Source organism: Granulicella mallensis (genome assembly GCF_014203225.1).
In the GTDB taxonomy this organism is placed as follows: domain Bacteria; phylum Acidobacteriota; class Terriglobia; order Terriglobales; family Acidobacteriaceae; genus Granulicella; species Granulicella mallensis_A.
Genome location: NZ_JACHIO010000001.1, coordinates 102,013 through 127,305 on the forward strand (window position 1 = coordinate 102,013; position 25,293 = coordinate 127,305).

The 25,293-nt window shown below is 57.4% G+C and carries 13 protein-coding genes; 2 read left to right on the forward strand and 11 right to left on the reverse strand.

Going from position 1 to position 25,293, the window contains the following annotated elements:
* Positions 1 to 2 precede the first annotated feature (2 nt).
* The 10 genes from HDF15_RS00440 to HDF15_RS00485 form a co-directional block, all read right to left on the reverse strand.
* Positions 3 to 596 carry an RNA polymerase sigma factor gene (locus HDF15_RS00440; RefSeq protein ID WP_184252313.1) on the reverse strand — a complete coding sequence of 198 codons (594 nt, stop codon included), beginning with the start codon at positions 594 to 596 and terminating at the stop codon, positions 3 to 5.
* A 249-nt stretch (positions 597 to 845) separates the two neighbouring features.
* On the reverse strand, positions 846 to 4,502 hold the full coding sequence (locus tag HDF15_RS00445) for a carboxypeptidase-like regulatory domain-containing protein (RefSeq protein ID WP_184252314.1): 3,657 nt from the start codon (positions 4,500 to 4,502) through the stop codon (positions 846 to 848).
* 211 nt (positions 4,503 to 4,713) lie between these two features.
* Positions 4,714 to 8,007, reverse strand: a complete 3,294-nt coding sequence (locus HDF15_RS00450; protein ID WP_184252315.1) for a TonB-dependent receptor domain-containing protein — start codon at positions 8,005 to 8,007, stop codon at positions 4,714 to 4,716.
* A gap of 252 nt (positions 8,008 to 8,259) precedes the next feature.
* Positions 8,260 to 9,150 carry an alpha/beta hydrolase gene (locus HDF15_RS00455; protein WP_184252316.1) on the reverse strand — a complete coding sequence of 297 codons (891 nt, stop codon included), beginning with the start codon at positions 9,148 to 9,150 and terminating at the stop codon, positions 8,260 to 8,262.
* Between the two features lie 72 nt (positions 9,151 to 9,222).
* A complete protein-coding gene (locus HDF15_RS00460) occupies positions 9,223 to 10,410 on the reverse strand; it encodes a glycoside hydrolase family 27 protein (RefSeq protein WP_184252317.1) in 1,188 nt (395 codons plus the stop codon).
* 17 nt (positions 10,411 to 10,427) lie between these two features.
* Positions 10,428 to 12,059, reverse strand: coding sequence for a glycoside hydrolase family 28 protein (locus tag HDF15_RS00465; RefSeq protein WP_184252318.1), 1,632 nt, complete (start codon positions 12,057 to 12,059; stop codon positions 10,428 to 10,430).
* A 44-nt stretch (positions 12,060 to 12,103) separates the two neighbouring features.
* Positions 12,104 to 14,428 carry a glycoside hydrolase family 2 TIM barrel-domain containing protein gene (locus HDF15_RS00470; protein WP_184252319.1) on the reverse strand — a complete coding sequence of 775 codons (2,325 nt, stop codon included), beginning with the start codon at positions 14,426 to 14,428 and terminating at the stop codon, positions 12,104 to 12,106.
* Positions 14,425 to 16,698 carry a GH92 family glycosyl hydrolase gene (locus tag HDF15_RS00475; protein ID WP_221314215.1) on the reverse strand — a complete coding sequence of 758 codons (2,274 nt, stop codon included), beginning with the start codon at positions 16,696 to 16,698 and terminating at the stop codon, positions 14,425 to 14,427. Before HDF15_RS00475 ends, HDF15_RS00470 begins: the two co-directional genes overlap by 4 nt.
* 160 nt (positions 16,699 to 16,858) lie before the next feature.
* Positions 16,859 to 20,704 (reverse strand): carboxypeptidase regulatory-like domain-containing protein, encoded by a 3,846-nt coding sequence (locus HDF15_RS00480; protein ID WP_184252321.1) that lies wholly within the window; start codon positions 20,702 to 20,704, stop codon positions 16,859 to 16,861.
* A 337-nt stretch (positions 20,705 to 21,041) separates the two neighbouring features.
* Positions 21,042 to 22,196: a substrate-binding domain-containing protein gene (locus HDF15_RS00485; protein WP_184252322.1), complete on the reverse strand. Its 1,155-nt coding sequence runs from the start codon at positions 22,194 to 22,196 to the stop codon at positions 21,042 to 21,044.
* A 230-nt stretch (positions 22,197 to 22,426) separates the two neighbouring features.
* Between HDF15_RS00485 and uxuA the strand changes: the two genes are divergently transcribed.
* Positions 22,427 to 23,653 (forward strand): mannonate dehydratase, encoded by a 1,227-nt coding sequence (uxuA, locus tag HDF15_RS00490; protein WP_184252323.1) that lies wholly within the window; start codon positions 22,427 to 22,429, stop codon positions 23,651 to 23,653.
* A complete protein-coding gene (locus HDF15_RS00495) occupies positions 23,634 to 24,389 on the forward strand; it encodes an SDR family NAD(P)-dependent oxidoreductase (protein WP_184252324.1) in 756 nt (251 codons plus the stop codon). Before uxuA ends, HDF15_RS00495 begins: the two co-directional genes overlap by 20 nt.
* On the opposite strand, the gene HDF15_RS00500 is transcribed toward HDF15_RS00495, so the two are convergent.
* Positions 24,384 to 25,274: an SMP-30/gluconolactonase/LRE family protein gene (locus HDF15_RS00500; protein ID WP_184252325.1), complete on the reverse strand. Its 891-nt coding sequence runs from the start codon at positions 25,272 to 25,274 to the stop codon at positions 24,384 to 24,386. The genes HDF15_RS00495 and HDF15_RS00500 overlap by 6 nt on opposite strands.
* Between the last annotated feature and the right edge of the window lie 19 nt (positions 25,275 to 25,293).

The following is a 25,293-nucleotide window of genomic DNA, read 5'->3' on the forward strand; positions in this document are numbered from 1 at the left end:
CTTTATCCTTGTTTCGCCGGAATCCCTTTACGAAGTTTCCGAAGAGAACGGCGAACAACATCAACTGCGACCCTATAGGTCAAATCTTTTTTTAGAGCGATTTCTTTGTAGCTGCAGCCTTCAGCAAACATTAGAACGCATTGTCTCTCAAGAGGAGCAAGTTGCAGCAGGCTGCTCTTGAGACGCTTTCTGGATTCCTTAGCCATATACGCTTCTTCAGCAGATGGAGTGCCGTCTGGAGCTGTCTCTACATGGGACTGGGAATCAGGCTCCACGATACTGGAAGCGACCTTGCGATGCTCGATGTAATTGAGTGCCAGGTTGCGCAGGACAGTGCTTGTCCATCTCGCCGCGCTCTGAATGGCACTCCCGCTTTTGACTTCGACAACCAGCCGGGCGAAGGTCTCCTGGGTGAGGTCTTCGGCGAGAGCTCGATTCCGGACCATGGCAAAAGCCTGTCCAAACAAGCTCTGCCGGCGGGCGCTATAAAACTCGGCTACGTCCTCCAGAACGAGTACTCCAGAGTGCTCATCCGAAGACGCACATTCTGTCCCTTGAGGGAGGTTACTGGAGTTTTTCGCGATTCGGGATTCCATCAGCCAGAGTGTCTCTGCCGGTTGAGCCGGCACGGTACAGGAGAGTTCAAAAGATTGAGAGTATCTCTGAAATAAGCTCTTTTAACATCATATCGGCCATCCGATGTGGCCCTCTAACGAGAAGTATTGTTTACGGAACTTTAATTTCGTACATCCTGAGCCCTGACAAGGAATTCAAGATGGAATTGGCCGGGTCGTGTCTCCGAAATACTCGGGGACACGACCCGGCTTGTCCAGGAGTGTCCAGCTCTAGAACGAGAGCTTCAGAGCGAATTGCAGCTCACGCGGACTATTGCGCAAGGTTGTAATGGAAGCAAAGTTGACAGGATTCAGGTAGTTCAGATTGCCAGGCTGCCCGAACTGCGGATTGTTGAGGGTGTTGAAGGATTCCGCCCGGAACTGCAGTCTGGTCTCGTGATAGATCTGAAACTCCTTGAAGATCGAGGCATCGAGGTTGTACCAACTTGGGCCCCGTGCCTGCTGCGGACTTCCACCAAGCACGGAGTAGTCAGTTTGTCCGATCTGCGTGGCGGCAGCCGGCTGGGCAAAAGCACTCGGATTGAGCCATTGGGTTGGATTGTGCGGTCCCGCGTACAAGTTGACTCCTGGGTTTACGGGAGCAAAGCAACCAAAACCGGACGTAGTCGCCGTAGCACAGCTAACCGTTAGAGGCTGGCCGCTTTGGTAGGTATAGATGTAGTTCGCGGACCATCCTCCAATAAACGCATCGGCAATGCGGTTGATGCTGCCAAGGTAAGTCTTGTCACGCCCGATGGGCAGAGCGTAGGTGCCTGAGACGTGGGCCACATTGGTAGCATCCGTATCGCAGAGGCCGAAGTCCCCCGAGATTCCGAATCCTGGAAGCCACTGTGCACGATACGCCGAGGTCGCCGTGCCTTGCGTTCTCTGATTGCTGAAGCACTTGCTGTACGTGTAGTTGGCCAGAAGCTGGAGACCGAAGCTGGTCTGGTGCTCGAAGGTAGTCTGCATCGAGTTATATTCGCTGCCCGCATTCGTCGTTTCGTAGATTGCGTTGGGAGCAAAGTTGGGGAAAGGAATAAAGCTCTGGTTGTTATTAGCGGCAGAAGGTATCTGCGAGATGTTGGTGCCGACCGGCAGGATCTCGGAGGGCGAGTTATTGTTGCCCAGCACGTCCAGATGACGCCCTAAGGTGCCTACATAAGCGATCTGCAAGGAGTCGTGATTAGTAAATTGATCCTGAACAGTCAGGTTGAAGGTCTGGACATAGGGCGTCTGGTAGTTATATTGACGGCCATAAAGATTGACGTTAGCGCCATTGACCTGGGTCGGGTCAGAGAGATTGATGGTGGAGAAAGTATTCTCTATCGTGGCCGCTTGCCCGTTGGAAAGCAGGATTGGAGCCTGAGAGTTTGGAGCGTTCTGCGTAATCGTATAGATGAAGGGGTAGTTGGTGCCTAGAGTTCCTCCGTAACCGAGGTTACCGAGAGCGCCATACGAGATGCCAAAGCCTCCGCGAACAACGAGGGTTCTAGTAGCACGATAGGCAAAACCGAATCGAGGCGAGAAGTTGGTCTTTTGCGCAACCCCAAGTGTCTTGCTTGAAACGCAGTCAAGATTGATGTTGCTCGATGCCAATAAAGCGTCGAAGGTGGACGACCTGGGAACACTGCAACCCTGTTGTGAGATGTAGAACGTGCCCGTGTTTCCGTTGCCACCCACCGGGACAAAGTTAGCTTGCCGTCCGTTCGTCTCCGCATAGGGAGTGAAGTAGTCCCAGCGCACACCAAGGTTCAAGGTAAGTGCCGACGTAGCTCTCCAGTCATCCTGGAAGTAAGCTCCGGTATACCACCGGTGGTACTGCGTACCGGCGAAGTTCGAGCCGGAGAAGCTTTGCAGGCCACCTACATTATTTACACCGCCAACCGTTGATGCTGTTGGCGTCAACAGCATATCGGAGATGCCGTTCAGGCTCTGATTCTGGTTCGGAATATCAGTGAATTGTCCATTGAAGGTGAACAAACCTCTTGGAGCCGGAGGCTGCATGATGTTGCCCTGCAGATCGTCAACCTGGACTCCGGTCTTAATCGTGTGACGTCCGAGTTCCTTAATCACATTATCCGTGACCTCCAGGTCCCAGACGGTCTGGATCGTCGGTCGATCGTCGGTCGGCCCTAAGCCTGTCAAGCCGCTGATATTGAAGGAGGAAAGACCGCCATTTCCCGCCACCTGAGGAATGCCCTGAATACCATACTGAGCGGGAATTCCCATCACGTTTGCATTGGACAACAGCTGCTCTTTTTCGCTGTGCCCAAAGCCTACGTGAAGCTCATTGGAGAGTGTAGGTGTAAAGATATGCGTGTAACCGGTAGCGAAAGCATAAGACGGAAAAGCCTCATTCTGGTCATTCTGGCCCGGCAGAGCTCCCTGAGCAAATTCGGTGAAGTAGCTCTCGTCAAAGACTCCAAAGAGCGTGTCTTTGGAACCAAAGGTTTCATCGATACGAAGGTCGTACTGGTTAATGGTCTCGGTCAACTTCGGGTTGTCGAAATAGTTGTTTGCAAGCGCCCCTGCCTTGGTCGGCGCGGGATATAACTTGAGCAACTTCACCGCATTGGGGTCAAGCCGGCTCGCGGGGATCTGGTTGAGCTGAGAGGTCAGGCCGGTGAAGTTTGTAATGCCTGCAACACTGCCCCCGGAATAAAAAGGGTCGCGAACATAAACGGCATTGGGCGACGTGTTCCGCAAGCCGGAGATGGTGTCTATCTGGCCGGGCTGGACCTGGCGCGTTGTCGCAGGATCAAGCACCGTGCCATGGGAGAACACTCTCCCCAGACCATCGGTTGAACTTTTACTGTTGAATGAGATCAGGTCCTGCAGGTTGGTAAAACCGCTGTTCACCATGCTGGCCGTCGGGACGGTGCTAGTTGTCGGCGTGGGCTGAACGACCCGCGTGCCCTGGTAATCGAAGAAGAAAAATGTCTTGTCTTTTCCGTTGTAGAGCTTGGGGATGAGAACAGGCCCGCCCACGGTTCCGCCAAACTGGTTCTGGTGATACTCAGCCCTCGGCTTGCCTTGCTGGTTGGAGAAGTAGTCATTGGCGTCGAATGCAGTGTTCCGCACATACTCCCAGAGGTTGCCATGGAGCTGATTGGTTCCGGAGCGCACAACCGCATTGATGACGCCGCCGGTCGAGTGCCCGAACTCGGCGCTATAGTCGCCGGTCTGCATCTTGAATTCCTGGATGGCGTCAGGGGGAGGAGTTACCGTCGCATCGGTGCCTACTGAAGATCCGCCGAAGAATTCAATATTGTTGTTAATGCCGTCCAGGCGGAAGTCGTTCTGATAGAGCTGAACGCCGTTAACCGAGAAGAAGGCATTTTCCGGGGTTCCGCCGTTCTGCCCGATCGGAGCTGTCGCTACACCGGCAGCCAACTGGCCCAGAGAGCCCCAGTTGCGGGATTCGAGCGGTAGATTGTTGATGGTCTGGTGCCCGATGGTCTGTCCGATGGCTGCATCTTCGGTCTGCAGCAGAGGGGATGCTGCCGTGACAGTCACTTGCTGCTGCACGTTACCGGTCGCCAGGAGAATATCGATGGCGTCGGTCTGCTGAACGTGCACCTCGATTCCGTGAACCACGCGGGCTTCAAATCCTTCGTGTGTAGCTGTAGCGCTGTACGTTCCAGGATTCACTCCAGTGAAGATGTAGGTTCCGGCAGAGGTGGAGGTTACGCTGGAGCTGACCCCGGTGAGATCGTTCTTCAAAACAATCGTTGTGCCTCCGACCACTGCACCCGATGCATCTTTAACGGTACCCGCAACTCCGCCTGCATCGATCTGAGCCATCGCACCTTCCGTGGCGAAGAGCGCCAGCAGAAGAAGACAAGCAAACGACAGGATGAAACTTCTTACACGATGTTGAACCATTGACCCCTCTAGTTGAAAATCTTTTTCCGCCGCGGACACAGGAAGCCGCGCAGGCTTGAGACAAGCCTGGGAGGCGCCCCTAAACGTGATCGACAGCGTACACAGCGTGATTCGGATATTTCCGATTGAGTGACGCTTACTGGGAATGACAGGAAGGAGGAGGGGAGTTTGTCAACACAGGATGAATTGTTCCGCAGCTCGAAGATTCAGTTCAAAAAGAAAGCCGCAGCGCGAACTGCATCGTTCTTTGATCGCCGGAGAGAGTGGTGATCTGACCGGCTGCGCCGCTGCTGAAATCGCCGTTTGGCTGCCCAAAGAGGGGCGTATTGGCCACATTGAAGACTTCCCAGCGAAACTCCAGATTGGCACGCTCCAGCGGGAACTCTCGCAACAGCGCCGCGTCGAAGACACTGGTATGCGGGCCACGCATCGTATTTCTGGCAAGATCTCCAACATAGCCGGGATTCGGAAGGCTATAGCTGTCCGTCAGGTGAGGCGCATCGATTCGACACGCCTGGTTTTGACTGGCATAGAACCAGCAATCGACCTTCCCGACGGTATGCGGCTTGCCGATCAGGTTGGGGACATTCGTCGCTGCTCCGTAGGGATCGAGCGAGTTGCCGAGAGTGCTGCCCGCGTTCACCTGGTAAGGGATTCCGCTGTAGAAGGTGTACACGCCCGAGGTACGGAAGCCTTCGAGGATGCCTCTTAAAAACGGTGCCTTGATATAGCCGAAGTGAGGCTCGTAGATGTAATTGACGGAGACCCGGTGAGGCACATCGAAATCGCTCGGTCCATACCAGGCGCCTGGAGCACGCCCGTTCGGAGCGCCTCCCGAGTCGTCCTCCAACTCTTCCGGACTATTGTCGAGACTTCGAGAATAGGTAAAAGAGGCCCGCAGCGTAAGGCCGTTCTGCATCCGCCGGACCAAACTGCCCTGCAGACCGTTGTAATTTCCATAACCGATGGGCGTCGTGTATTCGATGTAGCCGAAGTTCGGATACGGCACCACTCCGGTGGAGTGGTTACCCACGATCAGTGGCTGATTGTAGTCATAGATCAGGTCCAGATGAGTGGACTTTGTCCCCACGTAATCAAGCTGCAACGTCCAGAAAGAGGCGATCGCGCGCTGAAACCCAAGACTCCACTGCTGCACCGTAGGCGATGGCGTATGCTGACTTACCGCGCGGATGTGAAAGCTCTGCAGGTTACCGTTGCTGACGCTGTTCGGATCGAGAAAGTTATTGGGAAATCCCTGTCTGGCAATAAGAGCTGGAACTCCAGCCGCCGCAGTGATTTCCTTGTTGAGCAGAAAAGGCGGATTCAACGCCAGTTCATCTTCGCTCCCAAAACGTTCAAACGAGGTGTAATACGTGCCGTACCCTACCCGAAGCACGGTCTTCGTGTCAGGCGAGTAGGCGAGAGCCACCCTCGGAGCAAAGTCCTTTTTATTGGGATCAACGAGCGCGCGATCGGCAAGGGACCCGGAGTGCGCAAATACGAGCGATCCTGCCCCGCTGGGATTAAAGTTGGCAAGGCGGTTCTTGCCCTCCACAGGAGGCGTTGCAAACTCGTATCGCAGACCGAGGTTCAGCGTAAGCTGCGGCAGGATCTTCCAGTCGTCCTGTAGAAATCCTGCGGCCATCCAGAGCCGCTGATCGACGACGTCGTTATTGGTTAGCTGAACCTGGTTGACTAATCCGAGCAATCCGTCGGCGTAAGCGAAATGAGTGAAGGTAGATTCAAAATCCAACGAACCACGCACTGCGGCTTCATCCTGGAAGATGTTGCGCATCGGAGCTGACAGGGTCGCTCCGAATTTCAAATTATGCTTGCCCGTGGCGACTGCAAGGGTGTCGTTATATTGAAATTGTTGAGGAGCCTGCTCCTTGGGCAGATAGATCGGGGAGCCGATAAAAGCATAAGAGCTGCTGAACTTGATCAGCGGCAAACCGCCTCCCGCCGCAGCAACATCAGGAATGCCGGGAATATAGTCACCCGCGGTCTGTGGCAGCGAGAAGGGAAGCTGTTCGCTCAGGACATGGTCCCGGATAAATCCAAAGCGAAGATCGTTCAGGACAGAGGGACGAAAGACGTGCGTCCAACCGATCACAAAGCTGTTGGATTCGAGAAATAGATGTCCCCACGCTGAATTCGTTGAGCCATCCGCCAGGCCTCCGAGATAGCCCGGAACCATGCGGCTGCGATTCGCATAGTTGTAGCGCCCAAAGATCACATTGTTCGTAGAAGGCGTCCAGTCGACGCGCTCATCGTAGCTATCGTTGTTATCGATCGTGAGAGCGTTCCGCGCATAGTTATTCAAATCGCTCTGCCCTTGCGGATGCGGCACATTGGGTTGAGGGAAAAGCGCCATGATCGCCTGGATCGCAGGATCGAGATCGGCTGAGGGAATCTGGTTGTTCGCAAACGGCTGCCCCGTAGAGGGATTGACGATAATCGGATAGGTTACCCCTACCCTGGCAGCCGTTGCCGGGCTGAAGTCTCCAATCCGTTCATTGGGCAGTGGGACAGTCGACGTACGGGAGACGCCTTCCCGGATACGTGTCCCCTCATAATTCGAAAAGTAGAACAACTTATCGTGCCGAAACGGGCCGCCGATACTTGCCCCAAATTGGTTCTGATTATTTTCCGGCCTTCTAAACCCATAGAGGTTAGAGAAAAAATCATTGGCATCGAAGTAGCTATTGCGGATGTATTCATACAATGCACCATGAACAGCATTCGTTCCGCCCTTGGTATTGATCGATACCACTGCCCCCGGACTCCGCCCATACTCCGCCGAATAGGGGTTCGTGATGATGTTGAATTGCTGGATCACATCCACCGATGGATGCGCGACCTCCGTGCTCAGTTCCTGAACATTCTCCGAGAACGTATTGTTATCGATGCCGTCAAGAATAAAGTTGTTCTGCAGGGAGTGAACACCATTCACATTGAAGTCGCCGGTGCGTCCAGGAGCGCTGCTCCCCGCCTGCTCCGTATAACGGCTGATCTGCACCCCTGGGACTGCGCGCAACAGATCGTCCCAGTTCCGGAGATAAAGGGGTGTATTGGCGATGACATCCTGATTGACCAGAGTGCTGATGGACCCATCATCCGGGGATAGACTGCTGTTGTCTTCGCGAACCTCGATCACCTGGTTAACGGTTTGCAGTCGCAGCGTGAAGTCTCGTCTGGACTTCCCTCCCACATTCAACTCAACGCTATCGACAGCAGTGGCAAACCCGTTTTCTTCGACGGTGACGGTGTAGCTGCCAATTGGCATATTCAGAAACGTGTAGTAGCCAGAGCGATCTGTACTCATCTCTCGGAGATAGCCGGTCGCACGGTTCAACGTCTTCACATGGATGCCCGCCATCGCCGCGCCCGATGTATCCGCAACATGACCACTCAATCCAGCGGTATTAACTTGAGCAAAGAGAATACTGAAGCTGCAACAGGAGAGTAGCATTCCAGATAAGAGCAGATTGAGGGCGCGTCTCATACATTTCCTCATGGTGCTGCCTCTGCGTGAACAGAGGATGAGGAGATCGGGAATGAAGTTTCGCCGATGTCTTCCTTCGGCTACAGATGACCTCTCCGAAAGACTGAGCCTGAATGTAGTTTATTCAATCGAGCAGCGCAAAACATCTGAAAACATCAACGCCATATAAATTTAGCCTTATAGAAGGCGATAGCCCGAGAGAGACCTCGAGCTATCGCTTTGTTCTGAGACTTTCGAGTTCAAGAACAATGTTTACTGCTTCATCCAGCCATGCCGGGTCATCCACGTTGCCAGCAGATTGGGCCATGCGTCAGGGCCAGGAAGGTTCTGCGCGAGGACAACTCCGTGAGGACCGTGCTCGAACAGGTGCATCTCCGCGGAGACATGATGGTCGATGCAAGCCTGGTAAAAGGCGACGCTGTTTTGTACGGGAACGACACCGTCGTCGGTAGTGGCGAAGAGGAATGCGGGTGGAGTGTCGGCAGTAACGTGCAGCTCGTTCGAGAGCAGGGTCTCTAAATCGGGCGTGGCGTCTGGGCCGAGGAGGCTCTCGTGCGAGCCGTGGTGCGTAACGCCGGGGCGCATCGAGATGACAGGATAAGCGAGGATGCCGAAGTCCGGGCGCGCGCTGATATTGTCGATCGCGTCCTGTGGAGGAAGGAGCGTCCGCTGGGACTGCGTCATGACGTAGGAGGCGAGATGGCCACCGGCGGAGAAGCCCCAGACACCGATCTTTGTGTCTGCGATGCCGAACTCCTTCGCTTTGGATCGCACCAGGCGAACAGCACGCAGGCCATCGAGCATCTCAGCCGGGTAGCGATAGGGGTCCACGCGATAGTGCAGAACGAAGGCGGCGATGCCGTGCGATTGAAGCCAGAGCGCGACGGGCTTGCCTTCAGGCGCAGCGAGGTAGTGATAGCCGCCGCCAGGAATGACGAGAACTCCCGTGGCGGTAGGGTTGTCGGAGGGGAGATAGACGTCGATCGAAGGCTGGTCTTCGGCAGTAGTTCCGTGCGAGAGAGGCGCGGATACGGGCCACAGGGGGATGGTGCTTTGCTGAGCAGCGGCCGACGAGCCATGGAGAATACTCCATGAGAGCGCAAGGAGGAGGATTCCTGGGACGCGTGGATGTGCTGCCGACATCGATGTTTTCACTACAACTGCCTTTCGCAAGGATTGCTTGAGGATGGATCGCTCGTTGGCCATGTTGAGGCGTCAGCGGGTAACCAGAAGCAGCACGACACCGTGCTTCGGGATGATGGGGTTGATGATATCGCTGAACGGCAGATCGGCATTGCCCCAGACGTTGCGGATGTGTGCGCCGGGTGGCACCCCGAGTTCGCGCAGATTGACGCGCATCGTGTGAGCGAGCTCGCCTCGATTGAAGAGTGCAATGGCCGTGCGACCGTGGGACAGGGGCTTCGTCCAGAGCTCATAGGGGCCGAGCGCGGACACACGATCGCCCTGTTTGCCGAGGCTGTCCTGGTCGATTGCGATGACGTCTTTGTTCTCGAGGATAGCGAGATGCTCGGGCTTCATATGGCTAAGGTCGTTGCCGGCGAGCAGCGGAGCGGCAAGGATAGCCCAGAGGCTCATGTGGGTTCTGTACTCGTCGAGCGTCATTCCGCCGTTGCCGACCTCAAGCATGTCGGGATCGTTCCAGTGTCCGGGGCCTGCGTAGCGGGAGAGACCGGCCTGCGAGAAGCCGATCAGAGCCATGCGATCGTACTTATCGGAGATGTCGCCGGTAGTCCGCCAGAGGTGGCCGCCGACCTCCGGCCCCCACTCCCAGACGTTACTCATGCCGTACTGGCAGAGGCTGAAGACGATGGGACGGCCAGCCGCAACCAGAGCGTCATGCATCTTGCGGTACGCCTCCTGCTGCGCGGCGAAAGCAGCAGGGGCGGCCTGGTCACCGTTACCAGCCACGGTGAGCTTGTCACCGAAACTGCAGAGATCGTACTTGAGGTAGTCGATGCCCCAGGCGGCGTATGTTTTCGCATCCTGGGCCTCGTGACCATAGCTGCCTTCGAACTTCGCACAGGTCTTGGGTCCAGGTGAGGAGTAGATACCGAGCTTGAGACCGCGCGCGTGGACGTAGTCGGCAAGCGCCTTCATATCGGGAAAGCGATCATTGCTCTGAATAGTGCCGTCCGGACGGCGAGTCCCCTGCCAGCCGTCATCGATGTTGACGTAGACATAACCGGCATCGCCCATACCATTGGCGACCATAGCGTCGGCCGAGGCGCGCACATCGGCGTCGGTCACATGCTGAAAGAAATGATTCCAGCTGTTCCATCCCATCGGTGGCGTGGGCGAGAGGCTGGACTGTGCGATGGCGACGTGCGCGCAGAGAAGCACGGAGGCGAGAGCGGCTAGACGTTTCACAAACAGACGAGGCATGGATTCATCTCCTGGAACTAGAGCGATACGATGGCTTCGGCGGAGGCTCCGTCCGAAAAAACCGAGGGCGTACTCACGCGGGAAAGATCGTTCGCTGAGAGGACAATGTGGCGCGAGGACGCGCCGGAGACATGGAGCATGGAGGCCGCCTGCTGAGTGACACGGGCTCCCTGGATGAAGGCATCGGACGTATTGCGCAATGCAAGGACGGCTTCCGTTGAGGATGGGGCGGACATGGTAACTCCGCAAAGCTCGAGGTCGTGCACGTCATCACAGACGATGGCGGGACGCTCCTCTGGCAAGTCAGTTCTGATTTCGGTGTTCTTAATGCGGACCTCCCGCGCGTGGCGGACGTAGACTCCGGAGGCGGGAAGCCGTCCGAACATGCGAGCTTCGGGATATCGTTCGGCGTACTCAGGAATCTCGGCGTGTGTCCAGGCAGCGCTTCCGTGTTCGGACATGCGGAAGCTGGAGTTCGCAATGACCACATCTTCGACAGGCATGTCGGGCAGGCCTGTGATGGAGGTGGTGAGCAGCGCACCGGTTGCGTGGATCTGCTCAAAGCGAATGCCCCGAAGAAAGGACCCTTGCGCGGGCTTGCGGCGTCCGAGGCGCACAAATAGGGGCGTACGAGCGTTCTCTATCTGGATGTTCGAGATCAGGATGCCGCTCATGCTGCCGCCGTCGACGACCTCGAGCGCGATGCCCGACGTGGCACGTTCGTTGAGCGGAGTAGCGGATTCGTTGTAGATTACCGAGTTGCTGAAGACGATGTTTTCGACACGGCCGTGGGTTGAGGTGCCAACCTTGAAGCCATTACAGCAGGTAGAGAGCACGCAGTTCGTGATGGTGATGTTCTTTGTCGGAAGCAGCTCGCCGTAGGGGTTCTCGCTCTTGATGCAGATGGCGTCGTCCCCAGTAGCGATGTCGCAGTCGGAGACAAAGACGTTGCGACAGGCCGTAATGTCCATGCCGTCGGTGTTAGGCGCGTAGATGGGGTTTCGGACGCGGATACCGCGGATAAGAACGGTCTCACAGGCGACGGGGCGAAGAGTCCAGCCGGGAGCGCTCGTCAGGGTTACGCCTTCGATGCGAACATTGCGGCAGCGGGCCAGTTCGATCATCGGCGACGGCCGGCGTTGAGTAGCGGGCTCATAGTCCCAGGCGAGGACGTCGCCCCAGAGATCTTCAGGGCGCGGAGTGGGACGGCCCTTGCGATGCCAGAAGGCAGAACCGCCTCCGTCGATGGTGCCGTGGCCGGTGATGGCGATGTCCTCGGCGTCGAGAGCGAAAAGAAGGTGGTGGCCATTGGAGTCGCCTTCGACGGGAGGGCCGGGTCTGTACTCGTAGTCTTCGACGCGTGGGCTGCCGCGGAGAATGGCTCCGGCCTCAAGGTGAAGAGTCACGTGGCTGCGAAGGACAAGGCCACCAGAGAGGAAGTCGCCAGGAGGAATCACGACCACACCTCCTCCGGCTGTAGCGGCTTGATCGATCGCTTTCTGTAGAGCGTTGGTGTTGAGGGTGTGACCGTCACCTTGAGCCCCGGTGTCTCGAGGATCGATGAATCTCTGAGCAAGCCCGGAGTACGCGAAGGCACCAGCAGAGAGCTGGAGGAAGTCGCGGCGTGGGATGGGGTTATTGAGTCGCATGGAATCGTCTTAGCCTTGAGATTCGTTACCGTGCCTGGCTTCCCTCATACCAGCTCCGGTGCAGTGGCGCGCAGGGTCAGCACGAGTTGGCGCGTGCCGAGACGAGGGTGCTTCGCCTTGAGAACAACGATGCCGGAACGTTGTTGCGCCCGAATCCAGACAGCACCTGTGCCGCCGACCAGCGAGATGGGATTGTCGCCGATAAGATCGGCGGGGCCGGAGAGTTCGAACTGGATAGGATCGTTGGCGATGGGACGGATGCGGCCATACTCGTCGGTGACGCGCAGGACAACGCGTGTGCAATCGGCACCGTCAGCGATGAGTTCGTGATCGTCGCCGAGAAGTTCGAAGCGACGATCGACACCGCGTCCGGAGAAGCTCTTCGAGACAACCTGCTTGCTCTGGATGAAACCATCGATGCGGAGATCACCCCAATCGCGGATCGCCTTCTTGTCGAGCAGTATCGAGAAGGGCGCATAGCGCAGATGCGGGAACTGATCGCGGTCCGGGTTGGCTTCTGCCAACTGCTGGAAGCCTTTGCCACTATCGAGGAAGAGCTTCAGGTGATCGCAGTTGGAGCAGATGAGCGCTACGGTGAATCCCGTGTCCTCGTCGTTGCGTGCCCAGTGGAAGGCAGGCTCAAGCACGATCTCTTCTTCGGGATCGCACTGGGACTTATAGAAACCAGCCGCGGGCTTGGGGAGGCGGAAGATGTCGGAGACACCGTGATAGCAGATGCGATCTCCGCTGCCGAAGTTGAAGTGCGTGTTGTAGTCGAAGGCGCACCAGCCAATGCCCCCGGAGAATTTGGGATCGGATGCGATCTGGTCGTGAATTCTCGCGTGCCGCAGGGTGTGCTCACGCTGACGCGCAGAGTTATCGGTCGAGCGCGTGGGAAAGGTGTGGCCGACAAACTCAGTGTTGAGATAGAGCGGTGCAACGGGCGCGTGCAGCGGATAACCGAAGTCGTTATTCGTGTAGACCTCTTCGAGAAGCTCGGAGTTCAGGTTGGAACGGATGCCACCGGTCTGACGCGTTTTATCGAGGGCGTGTGCAGCCGCGTTGGTGCGCACGTAAAAGTCGTGATCATCCTTCGACTCGTTAATACGCACACCCCAGAGGATGATCGACGGGTGGTTCCAGTCGCGACGAATCATGCGAGAGACATTGTCGACGGCTATATCCTGCCAGGACTCGTCGCCGATGTGCTGCCAGCCGGTAATCTCCTCGAGCACCATGAGACCCAGCTCATCACAGGCATCAAGAAAGTGGCGAGATTGCGGGTAGTGCGAGGTGCGCACGATGTTGCACTTCAGCTCATGGCGGAGGATGTAAGCATCGCGCCGCTGCACGCGCGCCGGCATCGCCTGTCCGACAAAGGGAAACGTCTGGTGTCGATCGAGACCGCGCAGCTTCACAATACGACCGTTCAGAGAAAAGCCGTCGGGCGTGAATCGCGCCTCGCGGAATCCGATTCGCCTCGTGTCCTCGTCGAGGACAGTGCCGTCGTGAAGCAGACGCACGTGCACCTCGTAGAGCTTCGGTTTGCCTAGATCCCATAGCTCGATTCCTGTGAGGTGTTCGAGGCGCAGAATTTGCGATGGTATTTTAGATTCGCCGACGTGTGTGGACAGAGGCGCGGACTGTTTGGCAAGGATCTTCTCTCCGTCGTGAAGCTCTGCCTCGATGAGAAGGCCGGATGACTCGGTCCTGGATCTCTCAAAGAAGCACTCGACCTCGAGACTCGGTGAGGCTGAGAGTGGATCGATTGCACGGACGACGATGTTTTCGAGAAAGACATCGGGGACGATGCGTAGATTGACCTCGCGATAGATGCCGCCAAAGGTCATGTAATCGACCTCGTAGCCAAAGGGAGGGATGTCCTTTCGCTCGGTGGAATCAAGATGCACGGCGAGAACATTGCCCGCGTCCCAGCGCAGATGAGGCGTGAGCTCAAAGGAGAAGGGTGTGTAGCCTCCCTTATATTCTCCGAGCGGGTGGCCGTTGATCCACACCGTACTGGCGGTCATCGCGCCCTCGAAGTCTACGAAGACGCGATAACCGCGCGTGTTAGCGGGCAGACGGAAGTGGCGCCTGTAGGTTGAGATGAACTCGTACTCGGCATCGTCGAAGCTATGCCAGGGGAGCATCTTGTTGGTGTGGGGCAGAACGACAGGGGTGAAATCTTTGTCGTTGAAGCCAATCTCGGTATCGCCTGGGGCTATCGCAGGATGGAAGAGCCAGCCGCGGTTCATGGAGATGTGGCGGCGCGGTGCGGCGTGGAGGCTGATCTGTGCGTGTGTTGCGGGACCGATCAGTGCTGCTCCAGCGGCGAGGCTGGAAGATTTGAGGAAGTTCCTGCGATTCATCTTTGCTCCTGCACCGTGCTATCCAGCAAGCCCATCTCCAACGTCAGCGTGGCACCGCGAAGGATATCGCGATGGCTAAAGCTCCAGCCCGATTGTGCACGTCCATCAAGCTCGACCGACTTGATGTAGATGCGATCAGCTGAGTTGTTATGGGCTGCGATCGTAAAGCGCTTTCCATTTTCTAGATGGATCACGACTCGCGAAAAGAGAGGCGAGCCGATGCTGTAGCTCGGCGTCCCGGGGCACACCGGATAAAAGCCCATTGCGCTGAGGACATACCAGGCTGACATCTGGCCGGCGTCATCATTGCCCGGGAGACCGTCCGGGCCGGAGCCGAACTGCGTATTCAGAAGCTCGCGAACGCGCTGCTGGGTCTTCGCGGGCGCGCCGGCGAAGTTGTAGAGATAGGCGATGGCATGGCCTGGTTCATTTCCCTGGTCGTACAGCTTTGCGGTGAAGAGACCATCGAGCTTGGTGATAAAGGCCTCGCGGCCGCCTGTTGCCTGAATCAAGCCATCAACATCCTGAGGCACAAAGAAGGTGTATTGCCAGGGGTTCGCTTCAGTGACGTACGTTGCGGGCTTGCTGGGATCGAACGGGGTGATCCAGGAGCCGTTTGCGTAGCGTCCTCGAACGAATTTGGTCTCAGGATCGAAGACATTCTTCCAATTGCTTGAACGCTTCAACAGGAGTGCGGCATCGTCGGTGTGTCCGAGAGCGGTGGCGAACTGACCAGCGACGTAATCGTCGTAGGCATATTCAAGGGTGCGGGATACCTGCTCGCGCTGATGGAATGCGTCGAGGACCTCGTCTTCGAGCGGGATATAACCGTACCGCTGATACGAAGTCAGTGCGCGACGGCCCATCCCTTCGACGAATTGCTCTCGAGGTGGAGTGATGAATGCGTTCTGGCGGATGAGTCGGTAAGCTTCAGGAACATCGAAGTTGCGAATTCCCTTCACGTAGGCGTCGTAGATTACCGCGACCGTGTGATCGCCGATCATCTCGGAGGTGTAGCTGTTCCAGGTGGGGAAGATGGGCAGGAAACCGCCTTGCTTCCCTTTGTCGATGAGGCTCTGGACCATCTGCCCGTCACGCTGGGGATCGAGAATCGTGAGCAAGGGATGGAGCGCGCGGAAAGTGTCCCACAATGAAAAGTCGTCGTAATAATCGGTGCCCGCAGGCGCGTGATGCAGGCGGCCTTCACCGGCGAAGCCATTGTAGGTTCCATCAGCGTCACTGACGATGCGGGGGGCCAGAGAGGCGTGGAACAGCGCGGTATAGAAGATCGTTCGTTGCGCTTCTGTTCCGCCCTCGACCTCGATGCGGCTGAGATACTGACGCCAGGTTGCTTCTGCGCGGTTGCGGACTGCATCGAAGTTCGAGTCGGGCTCCTCAGCGGAGAGATTTCGCTCGGCCTCGGCAATGCTTGTAAACGACGTGCCGATGCGAACAATAACACGCTGGGGCGTGTTATTCGCGAGGGTGACATAGGCCCCGAGACGATTGCAGCCGGAGCCTTGCTGTTGCGCATGCTTTGTCGTTGCCTCACCGCACCAGGTGCCGAAATCCTGGATCGGTTCCCGAAGCTTGATAACGAAGTAGCCGCTGAAGCCCGCAGGCTTTCCGGCCCCCTGGTAGATGCGAACGACAGGATTGTATCCAACGATCTCGCCGGTTTTAGGACGTACTTCGACAAAGCCCTGTCCGGGACGAACGTTTGGCTCGATGAGAAGATTGCGGCGGCCTGTGCGGGGGAAGGTAATGCGCATCATGCCGGCGCGCGTGGTGCCGGCAAGCTCTATCTGCAGGTTATAGTCATCCAGATGTACGGAGTAGTAGGAGGGCGACATCACTTCGGACGCATGTTGGAAGCGTGAGGCGCGCAGCTCGGGGCTGACCTTCAGTTCGCCCACCGTAGGCATCACGGTTACGCTGCCGTAGTCCTGGGTGCAGCTTCCACTCAGCCAATGGCTGCCACGGAAGCCGGTGATCTTCGTGTCGTTGTAGTAGTAAGGGGCGACGCACTTCGCCTCGTCACTGCGCGTCTCGGGAGTCCAGCCGGTCATGCCAAAAGGTACGCCGACGACCGGGTAGGTCTGTCCGTCATGGCTCGTCCCAATGCGGGGATCGACCATCTTGAACGGATCGGATACATGCTCTGACGCCGCACAGGAAACAGCCGTGCCCGCAATCAGGCAGGCGACACCGGCGATGACTCTGAGCCATCTACCGGCTATGCCGTGGAATCTTCTCTTAACCTGCTTCATCAACCGGTACTCTATCCTCACTGTGCGCTATGGCCTCCACTCCAACTCTTACGATAGAGGGTCGACCCTTGCAGAGATATTGCTACCGCTGTGCGGAGCCTTCCTATCAAAGCATGTAACGGATGCGCATGGAATCGATCCACACGCATCCATCACCGGCTTAGAAGTTGAACTCGGCCCCCACCTGAATAACACGAGACATGCCAGCGGTCTGTGACTGGTTGAACTGACCGAAGCTCGCCGTAGTCACAGGTGTAACCGTGCCGGTCACATTTGAGACTGTATTTGAACTCAGCAACGAGTGATTCACGCCGTAGTACACCGGATGGTTGAATACGTTCGTGAAGGTACCGTTGATCTTGAGATCGTAGCGTGATCCAATTTTGAATCCCTTGGTGAAACGCATGTCAAACAATGCCTCACGAGGGGAACGTGCGTTGGAGAGCAGGCGCGGCGCGTTACCCAGTTGAGGATTGTTGACCGACCCCGGCACCGAAAACGCAGCGGGATTGAGGTACGGGGTGAAGTTGGAGTTGAGGGCGTTCTTCTTCCAGTTTTTATTGAGAAGCGGAACCCCGGGTACGATGTTGGGCCGCAGTGTGTATCCGGTGGGCAACGCATTCGCGGTGCAGTACTTGTTTGTGCCGCTTGCCGTGCAACCGTTGACGCCGGAGGGCGTCACGGAGACGAAGTAGCCTGCTGTGCCAAGAGCGATCGCGTTCGGCAGACCATCTGCGTAGGTTGCGATGCCCGCAGTGGAGATATTGCCGATGAGGTTATCCAGTAGATGATTATGCAGACTAAGCGTGTGTCCTGCACCGATCGGTAGATCGTAGGTATAACCGGCCTTGAGACGGCTTGCCTGATCGAAGCTTGCAACGGACCACTCGGCATAGGGGTTGCGCGGGTTCTGCGGGAGGACGTAACCAAAGCCGCCGCCATCAGCACCAGTATTGGTATCGGGAATGTTGTCGAGCGTCTTGGACCAGGTGTAGTTGGCGAGCAGCGAGAGTCCCGCACCAAAGCGCTGATTCACACTCAGGTAGAGGCCGTTATACTCCATGGTTCCGCCCCTCGGATAGATCTCCGTGAGCGACTGGTTGAAGAAGTTCTGATAAGGGTTGAGCAACTGCAGACCCGACTCGGAGACCGCTGCCCCGTTCTGAGTAATTCCCCAGGGATTGGGAAACGTTGCGCCCAGGTTCTGATGGGTCTGGATGGCATTCACAACGGTGGAGAGATCAGGAACGTTCAACGCGTTTGCAGCGCCGGCACTGCCGAACGGGCCGATCAGGTGAGTTCCTTTGCCTCCGTTATAAGAAGCCTGAAGAACAGTGCGGGAAGCGGGTTGGTACTGCACCGTAAGGTTCCAGGACTGCGTGTAGGGAACCTTGTTGCTCTGGTCGACGTAGACCGGAGCCAAACCGTTGGAGTAGAGAATAGGTCCGCGATTGCCACCGAGTGCCGTGTAGGCCGAGGTGAGCGGCCCGACGGGATTGGTGATGTAGTTGACAGTCGAGTTAGCCGTGACACCGCCGCTCTGATTGCCAACGGACTGCGACGCAACGTTGAAGTCAGGATCAGGGATGTTCTCGTAGCCGGTCAACGGCAGACGCTGGAGTGTATACGCCGCACGGACAGAGGTCTTGGCGGTGGGAGAGTAGGCCAGGCCGATGCGGGGTTCGAAGCCCGTGTAGTTGATCGGCCATAACGTCTTTGGATTGCCGCAGGCCCCAGAGAAGCAGAACGCGCTTGTTGTCACCAATCCGTTCAGGTTGCCGGGAATGTTTAGCCCAACATAGGCCTGGTTGTTGTACTTCTCCATTCGCGGTGTCTCGAGTTCGTAGCGCAGTCCAGCGTTGATCGTGAGGTTGGGGAGGACTCTCCAGTCGTCCTGGAAGTAACCTGCGTAGTAGCGCCAGCGGTAGTAGCCGGGAACCTCAACGGGTGTGTTGGTGAAACCGGAGATCGTTCCCAGAATGAATGTAGCAAGCGGAGCTCCCCCCGTGGAACCGTTGTTGGTCTGGGCCGCCGAGAAGGCATAGCGACCGCCGGTGGCGCCACCGAGATCATACTGATCTGACTGCATCCAGCGAACCTCTCCTCCGAACTGGAACAGATGGAGTCCATGCGTCCAGGTCACGTCGTTCCCAGCGATAAAGTTCTGGTCGACCTGAATGGCTGCATTCGAGAGGCCCATCTGCATCGTGTAGGACACGCCGTTGGCGTTGAGATTGCCGAGGCTCGGAAAGCCGTAGCCGAAGGATGCAGGAGTCAGACCGTAAGCCGCGGCGTAGTCCTTGGAACGCGTACTGGGGGGCGAGAGCCGCTGTTGATTGACTCGCATGAAGGAGTAGTGGAAGCTGTTGACGATATTGCTCGACAAGGTGTGTGTGTAACCCAGGGCGATGTCGTGCGTGGCGGCCGAGTCTGTAGGCACGATGGTCAGCGGATTGGAAGGATCGACGGCGAAATACCGGGCTGCGCTGACCGGGATAACCGTGTAGCGAACAAAGAGTTGATCCGAGTTATTGAAATGCTGGTCGATGCGAATCGAATAGCGATTGTCCTTGTTCAGAACGCCGCGCTGGTAGGTTGCGTTGGTCCCATCGTTCTGGGGCGTCGCCTGGGAGTTATCGAACTTAACGTAGGGTCCGGGACTGTTGGGCGTCGGGAACTGGGAGAGTACGAACTGCGCGAATGGGTTTTGCGCCAGCTGCGCCGAGACGTCATCGTTGGCGACGGCGCGGATCTGCGAGGGCTCGGACGGTCCGTTCGGGAAGCCGTTCGCGTTTACCGTGGACTGATAGTTGATAGAGCCGATGCGAGGAGCCGCAAGCGCAGCGTTGTAGCCAGAGCTCTTCAGAATGCTCTGATTGAGAAGCGTCAGGGAGTTATGAAGATGGCCTGCAAGCTCATCGGACGTGGGAAAGATTCCGCGGAAGCCGAATGCGTTCTGCAGCCGGGCGGGCTCAACACCAACGTAGAAGAAGGTTCTGTCTTTGTGCGGATAGATCTTGGGAATCCAGACAGGACCGCCTACATAGAAGCCATAGAAGTTTTCGTGTAGCGCGCTCGGAACCGTGTTGCCGTCGGGGAAGGCGTTGAAATAAGGATCAGTATGACTGTACGTGATCCCGCCATGATATTCGTTTGTTCCGGGCGTGCTGCTCTGCACGATAACGCCGCCGCCCGTTCTGCCGTACTTGGCCGAGAGTCCGGTGACGATCACCGTGGTCTCCTGGACCTCGCGGCCAGAGAGGTTCACGCCGGTACGCGCAAGACTGGGCTGCGTGACATCGGAACCGTCGACGACGATGGAACTGGTCCCCGGAGGAGCTGCGCCGATTGTGATGCCTGCTCCTGGGGTGACATAGCTGGTGTAGGCGCCTGGGTTTTCGCTCGAGATGCCGCCGGGCTGCAAAGGATCGCCAACGACACCGGGAACCAGCAGCGAGGCCTCGAGCGAGCTGCGTTCGGGATAGGGGAGGTTTTGGACGATCGCGTGATCGACCGTCGTAGTGACGTTCGATTCGGTCTTGTTGAGGAGGTCGGCATCGGCGTTTACGGTGACAGTCTGACTGACGGTGCCGTTGGGCAGTTTGATGTCGAGCGGTGTCGTGCCAACACCGGATACGCTCACCGATTGTGTGGTCACGCGCTCGAAGCCGTCCTTCTGGACGGCAACGGTATAGAGTCCGGGATTCAGGGACTGAATCTGAAACAGACCGTCGTGGTTACTGGTTGTCGTCTGCTTGACGCCTGTCGCCTCACTGACGACATCGACTTCGGCTCCGGCAACTACAGCTCCGGACTTGTCGTGTACTGAGCCGCCGATTGCTCCCTGTCCAGTCTGTGCGACGGCGCCAATCGCGGATGCCAGAACAGCGATTGCTGTAATGCGAAAAGCCCAAGGGCAAGAGAATGCCAGCTGTGCGGCGGAACGGACACAAAGTCTCCGCAATGAATTCCGTTGTCCGCTCTCGTATTGTTTACTGAATTGCATGAAGCCTCCCCGGAAATAAACTCAGGTACTACAGCCGCCAAGCTGAAGGGAAAAACTCTATGATCGCTGGCTGACTGAATCGAAGAGCTTTTTATTTCTTTGCAGAAAGGCATGTCAACGACATTGACGAGGTAAAGCCGAATCGTCTTTGCGTATCAACATGCGATACGAATTTCTGCAAAACGGGTTGTCCATTTTATGCGTGTATTCTGCATTTCTCTCCTATAAACAGGCATTATTGGTTTTGGATGACGCCACAAAAGGCCATCGCACAACTGCTCAATACATCTCACGAAGCGAGACAAATATCGCCTGCACGAGGGGCTGAGCCGTGCACTCAAATACGTTCCGGAGAGGATTTCATCCACGTATCGTTGGGATACACCTTATCGACGTTCTGCGGAGTAAGAAGCTCGTGCTGAACGAAGATGGCAGGCGCAACAGGCTTGTGCTTGAGCACGTCGAGCGCCAACCGAACGATCCTCTCCCCGTAGGTTTCCGGGAAATAAGCGACCGAACAGATCAGACGGCTTGAGGATCGTCTCATCTCATCGCGCGCCGCGAGGCTGCCGTCCTGCCCTGCGATCGCACAGGAGCGCTCGATGCCAGCCTCGCGGAAGGCCTGAAGCGCCGCCAGCGCTGTGGAGTCATTGACTGCTCCGATAAGAGCGCGCTCCGGTTTTTTGCGGCGGATGTGACGGCGCACGATATCGAGCGTGGCCTCGAACTGACCACCCTTTGTGTCGTAGTGGTGCGTGGGGGTGTTGTGTCCGAAGCTGCTGACCTCATTGATTCCATCGATGACACCAGTCAATCGCGCGTTGAGCAGAGGGCCGGCGGCGTCGACACCAAGGAGGATGATCTGCTCTGGGCCGCTCTTCCAGTTCTTCGTTGCCCATCGTGCAAGATGTCGGCCAGCCATACGGCCGGCCTTGTAGTTATCTGCACCGAAGTAGATTGCCCCCGGATGCGGAATATCCAATGCGATAAAGGGAATGCGCGCCTCGGAGAACTTTACGGCGATCTGTGCCGCGACGCCGATGTTGATCTGGGAGTCGATCACAAGATCGACCTTTTCGGTTACGAAGGTGTCCGCGTTCTGTAGCGCGACGCGAGGACTGAGGCCATTGCTCAGTACCAGGAGATCGATGTTTGCGGCATTGGCAGCCACAACCAGACTGTCGCTGACCGTCGCAGTGAAGGGGAGCAGGCTGCTCTGCGAGCCGTAACCGATGCGATAGCGCTTGGTGCGGGCAGGCTGGACACAGCACCGATAGCCCTGCTTCCCTGCTCTCTCGAGCAGATGCGTTTCCACCAGCGTTTCGAGCAGTCGGAAGGTGGTCGCCTTATGGAGTCCGACCCTTGCGGCCACGACACGCAGATCCAATACCTCAGAGGTGGATTGAAAGGCGTTGATGATGCTGACGGCGCGCACCACGGCCTGAATCGTGTATCCGCGTTTGACGCCGGTAACTTTGCGAGCGGTCTTCAATAGATCCTCCATAGCAGTGACATCTGCGTTTCACAATGCAAGACAGTTCCCTGCTGATTCAACTGCTGTTTCTTGCGATGCTTTTTGCGCTTTAGCATCGTGAAGCTGGTGGGACGGTCTGTTCGGGCTCTCGATGCGCGCACAGGAAAGTTACCGCAAAGTATGCATGATAGGCAAAGAGCAGGCACCTCATCGCACATGATGACAAGCGCTCTTTCGGAAAGGCAAGAATGTTACTGGAGCAGACCTGGCGTTGGTTCGGCCCAGAGGATCGTGTCACATTGCGAGACGCGCGCGAGGCCGGCGCAGTCGGCATCGTCACGGCTTTGCATGAGCTACCTGCAGGCGAGACATGGCCGGTCGAGGCGATCCAGAAGCGTCAAAATGTGGTTCGTGCGGCAGGACTCGAGTGGACGGTCGTCGAGAGCCTCGAAGTGACCGAACGGATCAAGATGCGTGCGCCGGGGTGGGGGAGGGACGTGGAGAACTTTGCCCAGTCGATTCGCAATCTTGCCACCTGCGGCATTCGGACGATCGCTTACAACTGGATGCCCATCTTCAGCTGGATGAGAACGCACCTGCATGAACCGGCACCGAAGGGGGGCTACACGACACGGTTCGATGCGGTGGCCTTTGCGGCCTTCGATCTCTACCTGTTGAAGCGCGAAGGAGCGGAGGCAGAGTGGGGCAAGGTTGCTAGCCGCGCGGCCCACGGCTATTTCAAGCGGCTCTCCCCGGCGGAGGCGGACACGTTATGCGAGACAATTCTGCATGGATTACCGGGCGGACATCCGCGGCTAACGATCGAGGAGACGGCGGAGATGCTGAAGGCCTATGCGGGTATCTCCGGAGAGGAGCTTCGCGGTTCTCTAAGGGAGTTTCTTCTGAGAGTGTGCCCGGTGGCGGAAGAATGCGGTGTGAAGCTGTGCATTCATCCGGACGATCCTCCGCGGCCGTTGCTGGGGTTGCCGAGAATTGTAAGCACCGCGGAGGATCTGCGCTGGATTCTGAACCAGTATTCCGGAGATGCGAACGCACTTACCTTTTGCACGGGAGCGCTCGGCATTCGGGCCGACAACAACCTGCGTGCAATGGTGAGGGAGTTTGCATCGAGGGTCGGGTTTCTGCATCTTCGCTCAACCGAGCGGGAGCAGAACACGGGAGTGGAGATGGAGTCGTTCTTTGAGGCGGCACATCTTGAGGGTGACGCCGACCTGATCGGCATCATGATTGAGGTGATCGCCGAGAAGCGGCGGCGCGAATTGTCAGGCGATGCTCGCAGTCTGCCGTTTCGTGCCGATCATGGGCAGGAGTTGCTGAACGACTCTGAGCGTGGCGCGGCGCCGGGGTATCCGGCGGTGGGACGTTTGCGTGGCCTGGCGGAGTTGCGCGGGGCTTTTACGATGGCCGAACGATGGATGACGAAAGTTGAGCAGCATGCAGAATTCCCCCAATAAAAATGCGCTGATCTTCGGCGGAGCCTCGGGCATCGGAGGGGCTACGGCCCGGATCATGATCGAACAAGGGGCAAGGGTCACCATTGCGGATGTGCGGAGACCCTCCGGCTGGGCCGATGAAGCGGCGCAGTATATCGACTGCGATGTGCGCGACCCGGAACAGGTGAGCAACGCGGTGAGGTGTGCTGCCGCACAGACACCGCTGGATTGGCTGGTCTACAGCACGGGGATTCAGCACTATGGGTCGGTCGTGAGTACACCGGTCGAGGAGTACGACCTGGTGCAGGCGATCAATTCGCGCGGGGCTTTTCTGGCTTGCCGAGCGGCGATTCCGGAGATGCGCAACGGCGGAGCGATCGTGCTGGTGTCGTCGGTGCAGGCGCTGGCAACTCAGAAGGGGGTTGCAGCGTATGCGGCGAGCAAAGGGACGCTGGAGGCGCTGATGCGGGCCATGGCGGTCGATCATGCGAAGGACAATATTCGCGTGAACTCTGTGCTGCCGGGAACGGTCGATACACCGATGGTGCGCTCGTCGGCAGAGAGATTCGGCGGAACGAATGGCCTGGAACAGACGCTGCAGCAGTGGGGAGACAATCATCCACTGGGGCGTGTGGCTCATGCGGAAGAGATTGCGAATCTGATTGCATTTCTTCTGAGCGATAAGGCCTCGTTTATTACAGGGGCGTCGTATCGGGTCGATGGCGGATTGCTGGCGCAGTTGGCTGTACGGCTATAAGCGCAGCGGTGTGCTGAGCAAGCCGCGCACCGATGTCTGCAGTGCGTACAGAGAGCCTTCTGGCTGGCCCAGTTGTATTGCGTCTGCGGCGGAGGTGAACAGCAGCGTGCTGACATCGGTCGAAGCGAAGGCGCAGGTGGTGGGGTTGTTCACCGGCGTTTCGAAGATGTCAGCGATCGAGCCGTCGGGGGCGATGCGGACGATGCAGGAACCACCATAACGGCAGTTCCAGAGATGACCTTCGGCGTCCATCGTGGAGCCGTCGGGAAGTCCGCGCGAAAAGCCGGCGAAGAAGACTTCGCGGCCCTCCAGATGACTGCTCACAGGATCAAAGGAGCCGCGATAGAGGCAGTTCGCTAGGGTATCGCCGAAATACATCGTCTCACCGTTCGGCGACCAGGCCAGCGTGTTGGTGATGCCAAAGCCTGAGTGCCATTGCTTTGGCTCGGCACCGGGGACCAGGGAGTAGAGCGCACCACGCCACTCGGTTACGTCGGAGGTCTTGCCGTCGTCTTGCACGTTGTTCTGCATCGTGCCGAACCAGAGCACACCGGCAGGATCGACGCGAGCGTCGTTGCACCGCACGGCGGGCCATTCAGGCAGACGAAAGAGGACGTCGATGATCCGGTGCGTGCGGGTGTGCCATACGACGATGCCGCCGCCGAGAATTAGGACGAGGACAGCGTCGTAGGTGGTGAGCACGACGGCTGTGACAGGCTGGTCGAAGTGCCAGGTTTCAACGTCGCCAGCGTCGAGCGAGTAACAGTGAAGCATGCAGCGATTAATGTCGGTCCAGAAGACAGCGTTCTGTTCTGGATGCCAGACGCAGCCCTCGCCGCAGACGTCCTGGGTAGAGGCGAGACAGCGAATGTCTGCAGCGGTCATCGGGGACCCTCCATCAAAG

Bases quoted from the DNA above. Each gene is read 5' to 3' on its own strand.
- HDF15_RS00440 (WP_184252313.1), bottom strand. From the start codon at position 596: ATGGAATCCCGAATCGCGAAAAACTCCAGTAACCTCCCTCAAGGGACA.
- HDF15_RS00445 (WP_184252314.1), bottom strand. From the start codon at position 4,502: ATGGTTCAACATCGTGTAAGAAGTTTCATCCTGTCGTTTGCTTGTCTT.
- HDF15_RS00450 (WP_184252315.1), bottom strand. From the start codon at position 8,007: ATGAGACGCGCCCTCAATCTGCTCTTATCTGGAATGCTACTCTCCTGT.
- HDF15_RS00455 (WP_184252316.1), bottom strand. From the start codon at position 9,150: ATGTCGGCAGCACATCCACGCGTCCCAGGAATCCTCCTCCTTGCGCTC.
- HDF15_RS00460 (WP_184252317.1), bottom strand. From the start codon at position 10,410: ATGCCTCGTCTGTTTGTGAAACGTCTAGCCGCTCTCGCCTCCGTGCTT.
- HDF15_RS00465 (WP_184252318.1), bottom strand. From the start codon at position 12,059: ATGCGACTCAATAACCCCATCCCACGCCGCGACTTCCTCCAGCTCTCT.
- HDF15_RS00470 (WP_184252319.1), bottom strand. From the start codon at position 14,428: ATGAATCGCAGGAACTTCCTCAAATCTTCCAGCCTCGCCGCTGGAGCA.
- HDF15_RS00475 (WP_221314215.1), bottom strand. From the start codon at position 16,698: ATGAAGCAGGTTAAGAGAAGATTCCACGGCATAGCCGGTAGATGGCTC.
- HDF15_RS00480 (WP_184252321.1), bottom strand. From the start codon at position 20,704: ATGCAATTCAGTAAACAATACGAGAGCGGACAACGGAATTCATTGCGG.
- uxuA (WP_184252323.1), top strand. From the start codon at position 22,427: ATGTTACTGGAGCAGACCTGGCGTTGGTTCGGCCCAGAGGATCGTGTC.
- HDF15_RS00495 (WP_184252324.1), top strand. From the start codon at position 23,634: ATGCAGAATTCCCCCAATAAAAATGCGCTGATCTTCGGCGGAGCCTCG.
- HDF15_RS00500 (WP_184252325.1), bottom strand. From the start codon at position 25,274: ATGACCGCTGCAGACATTCGCTGTCTCGCCTCTACCCAGGACGTCTGC.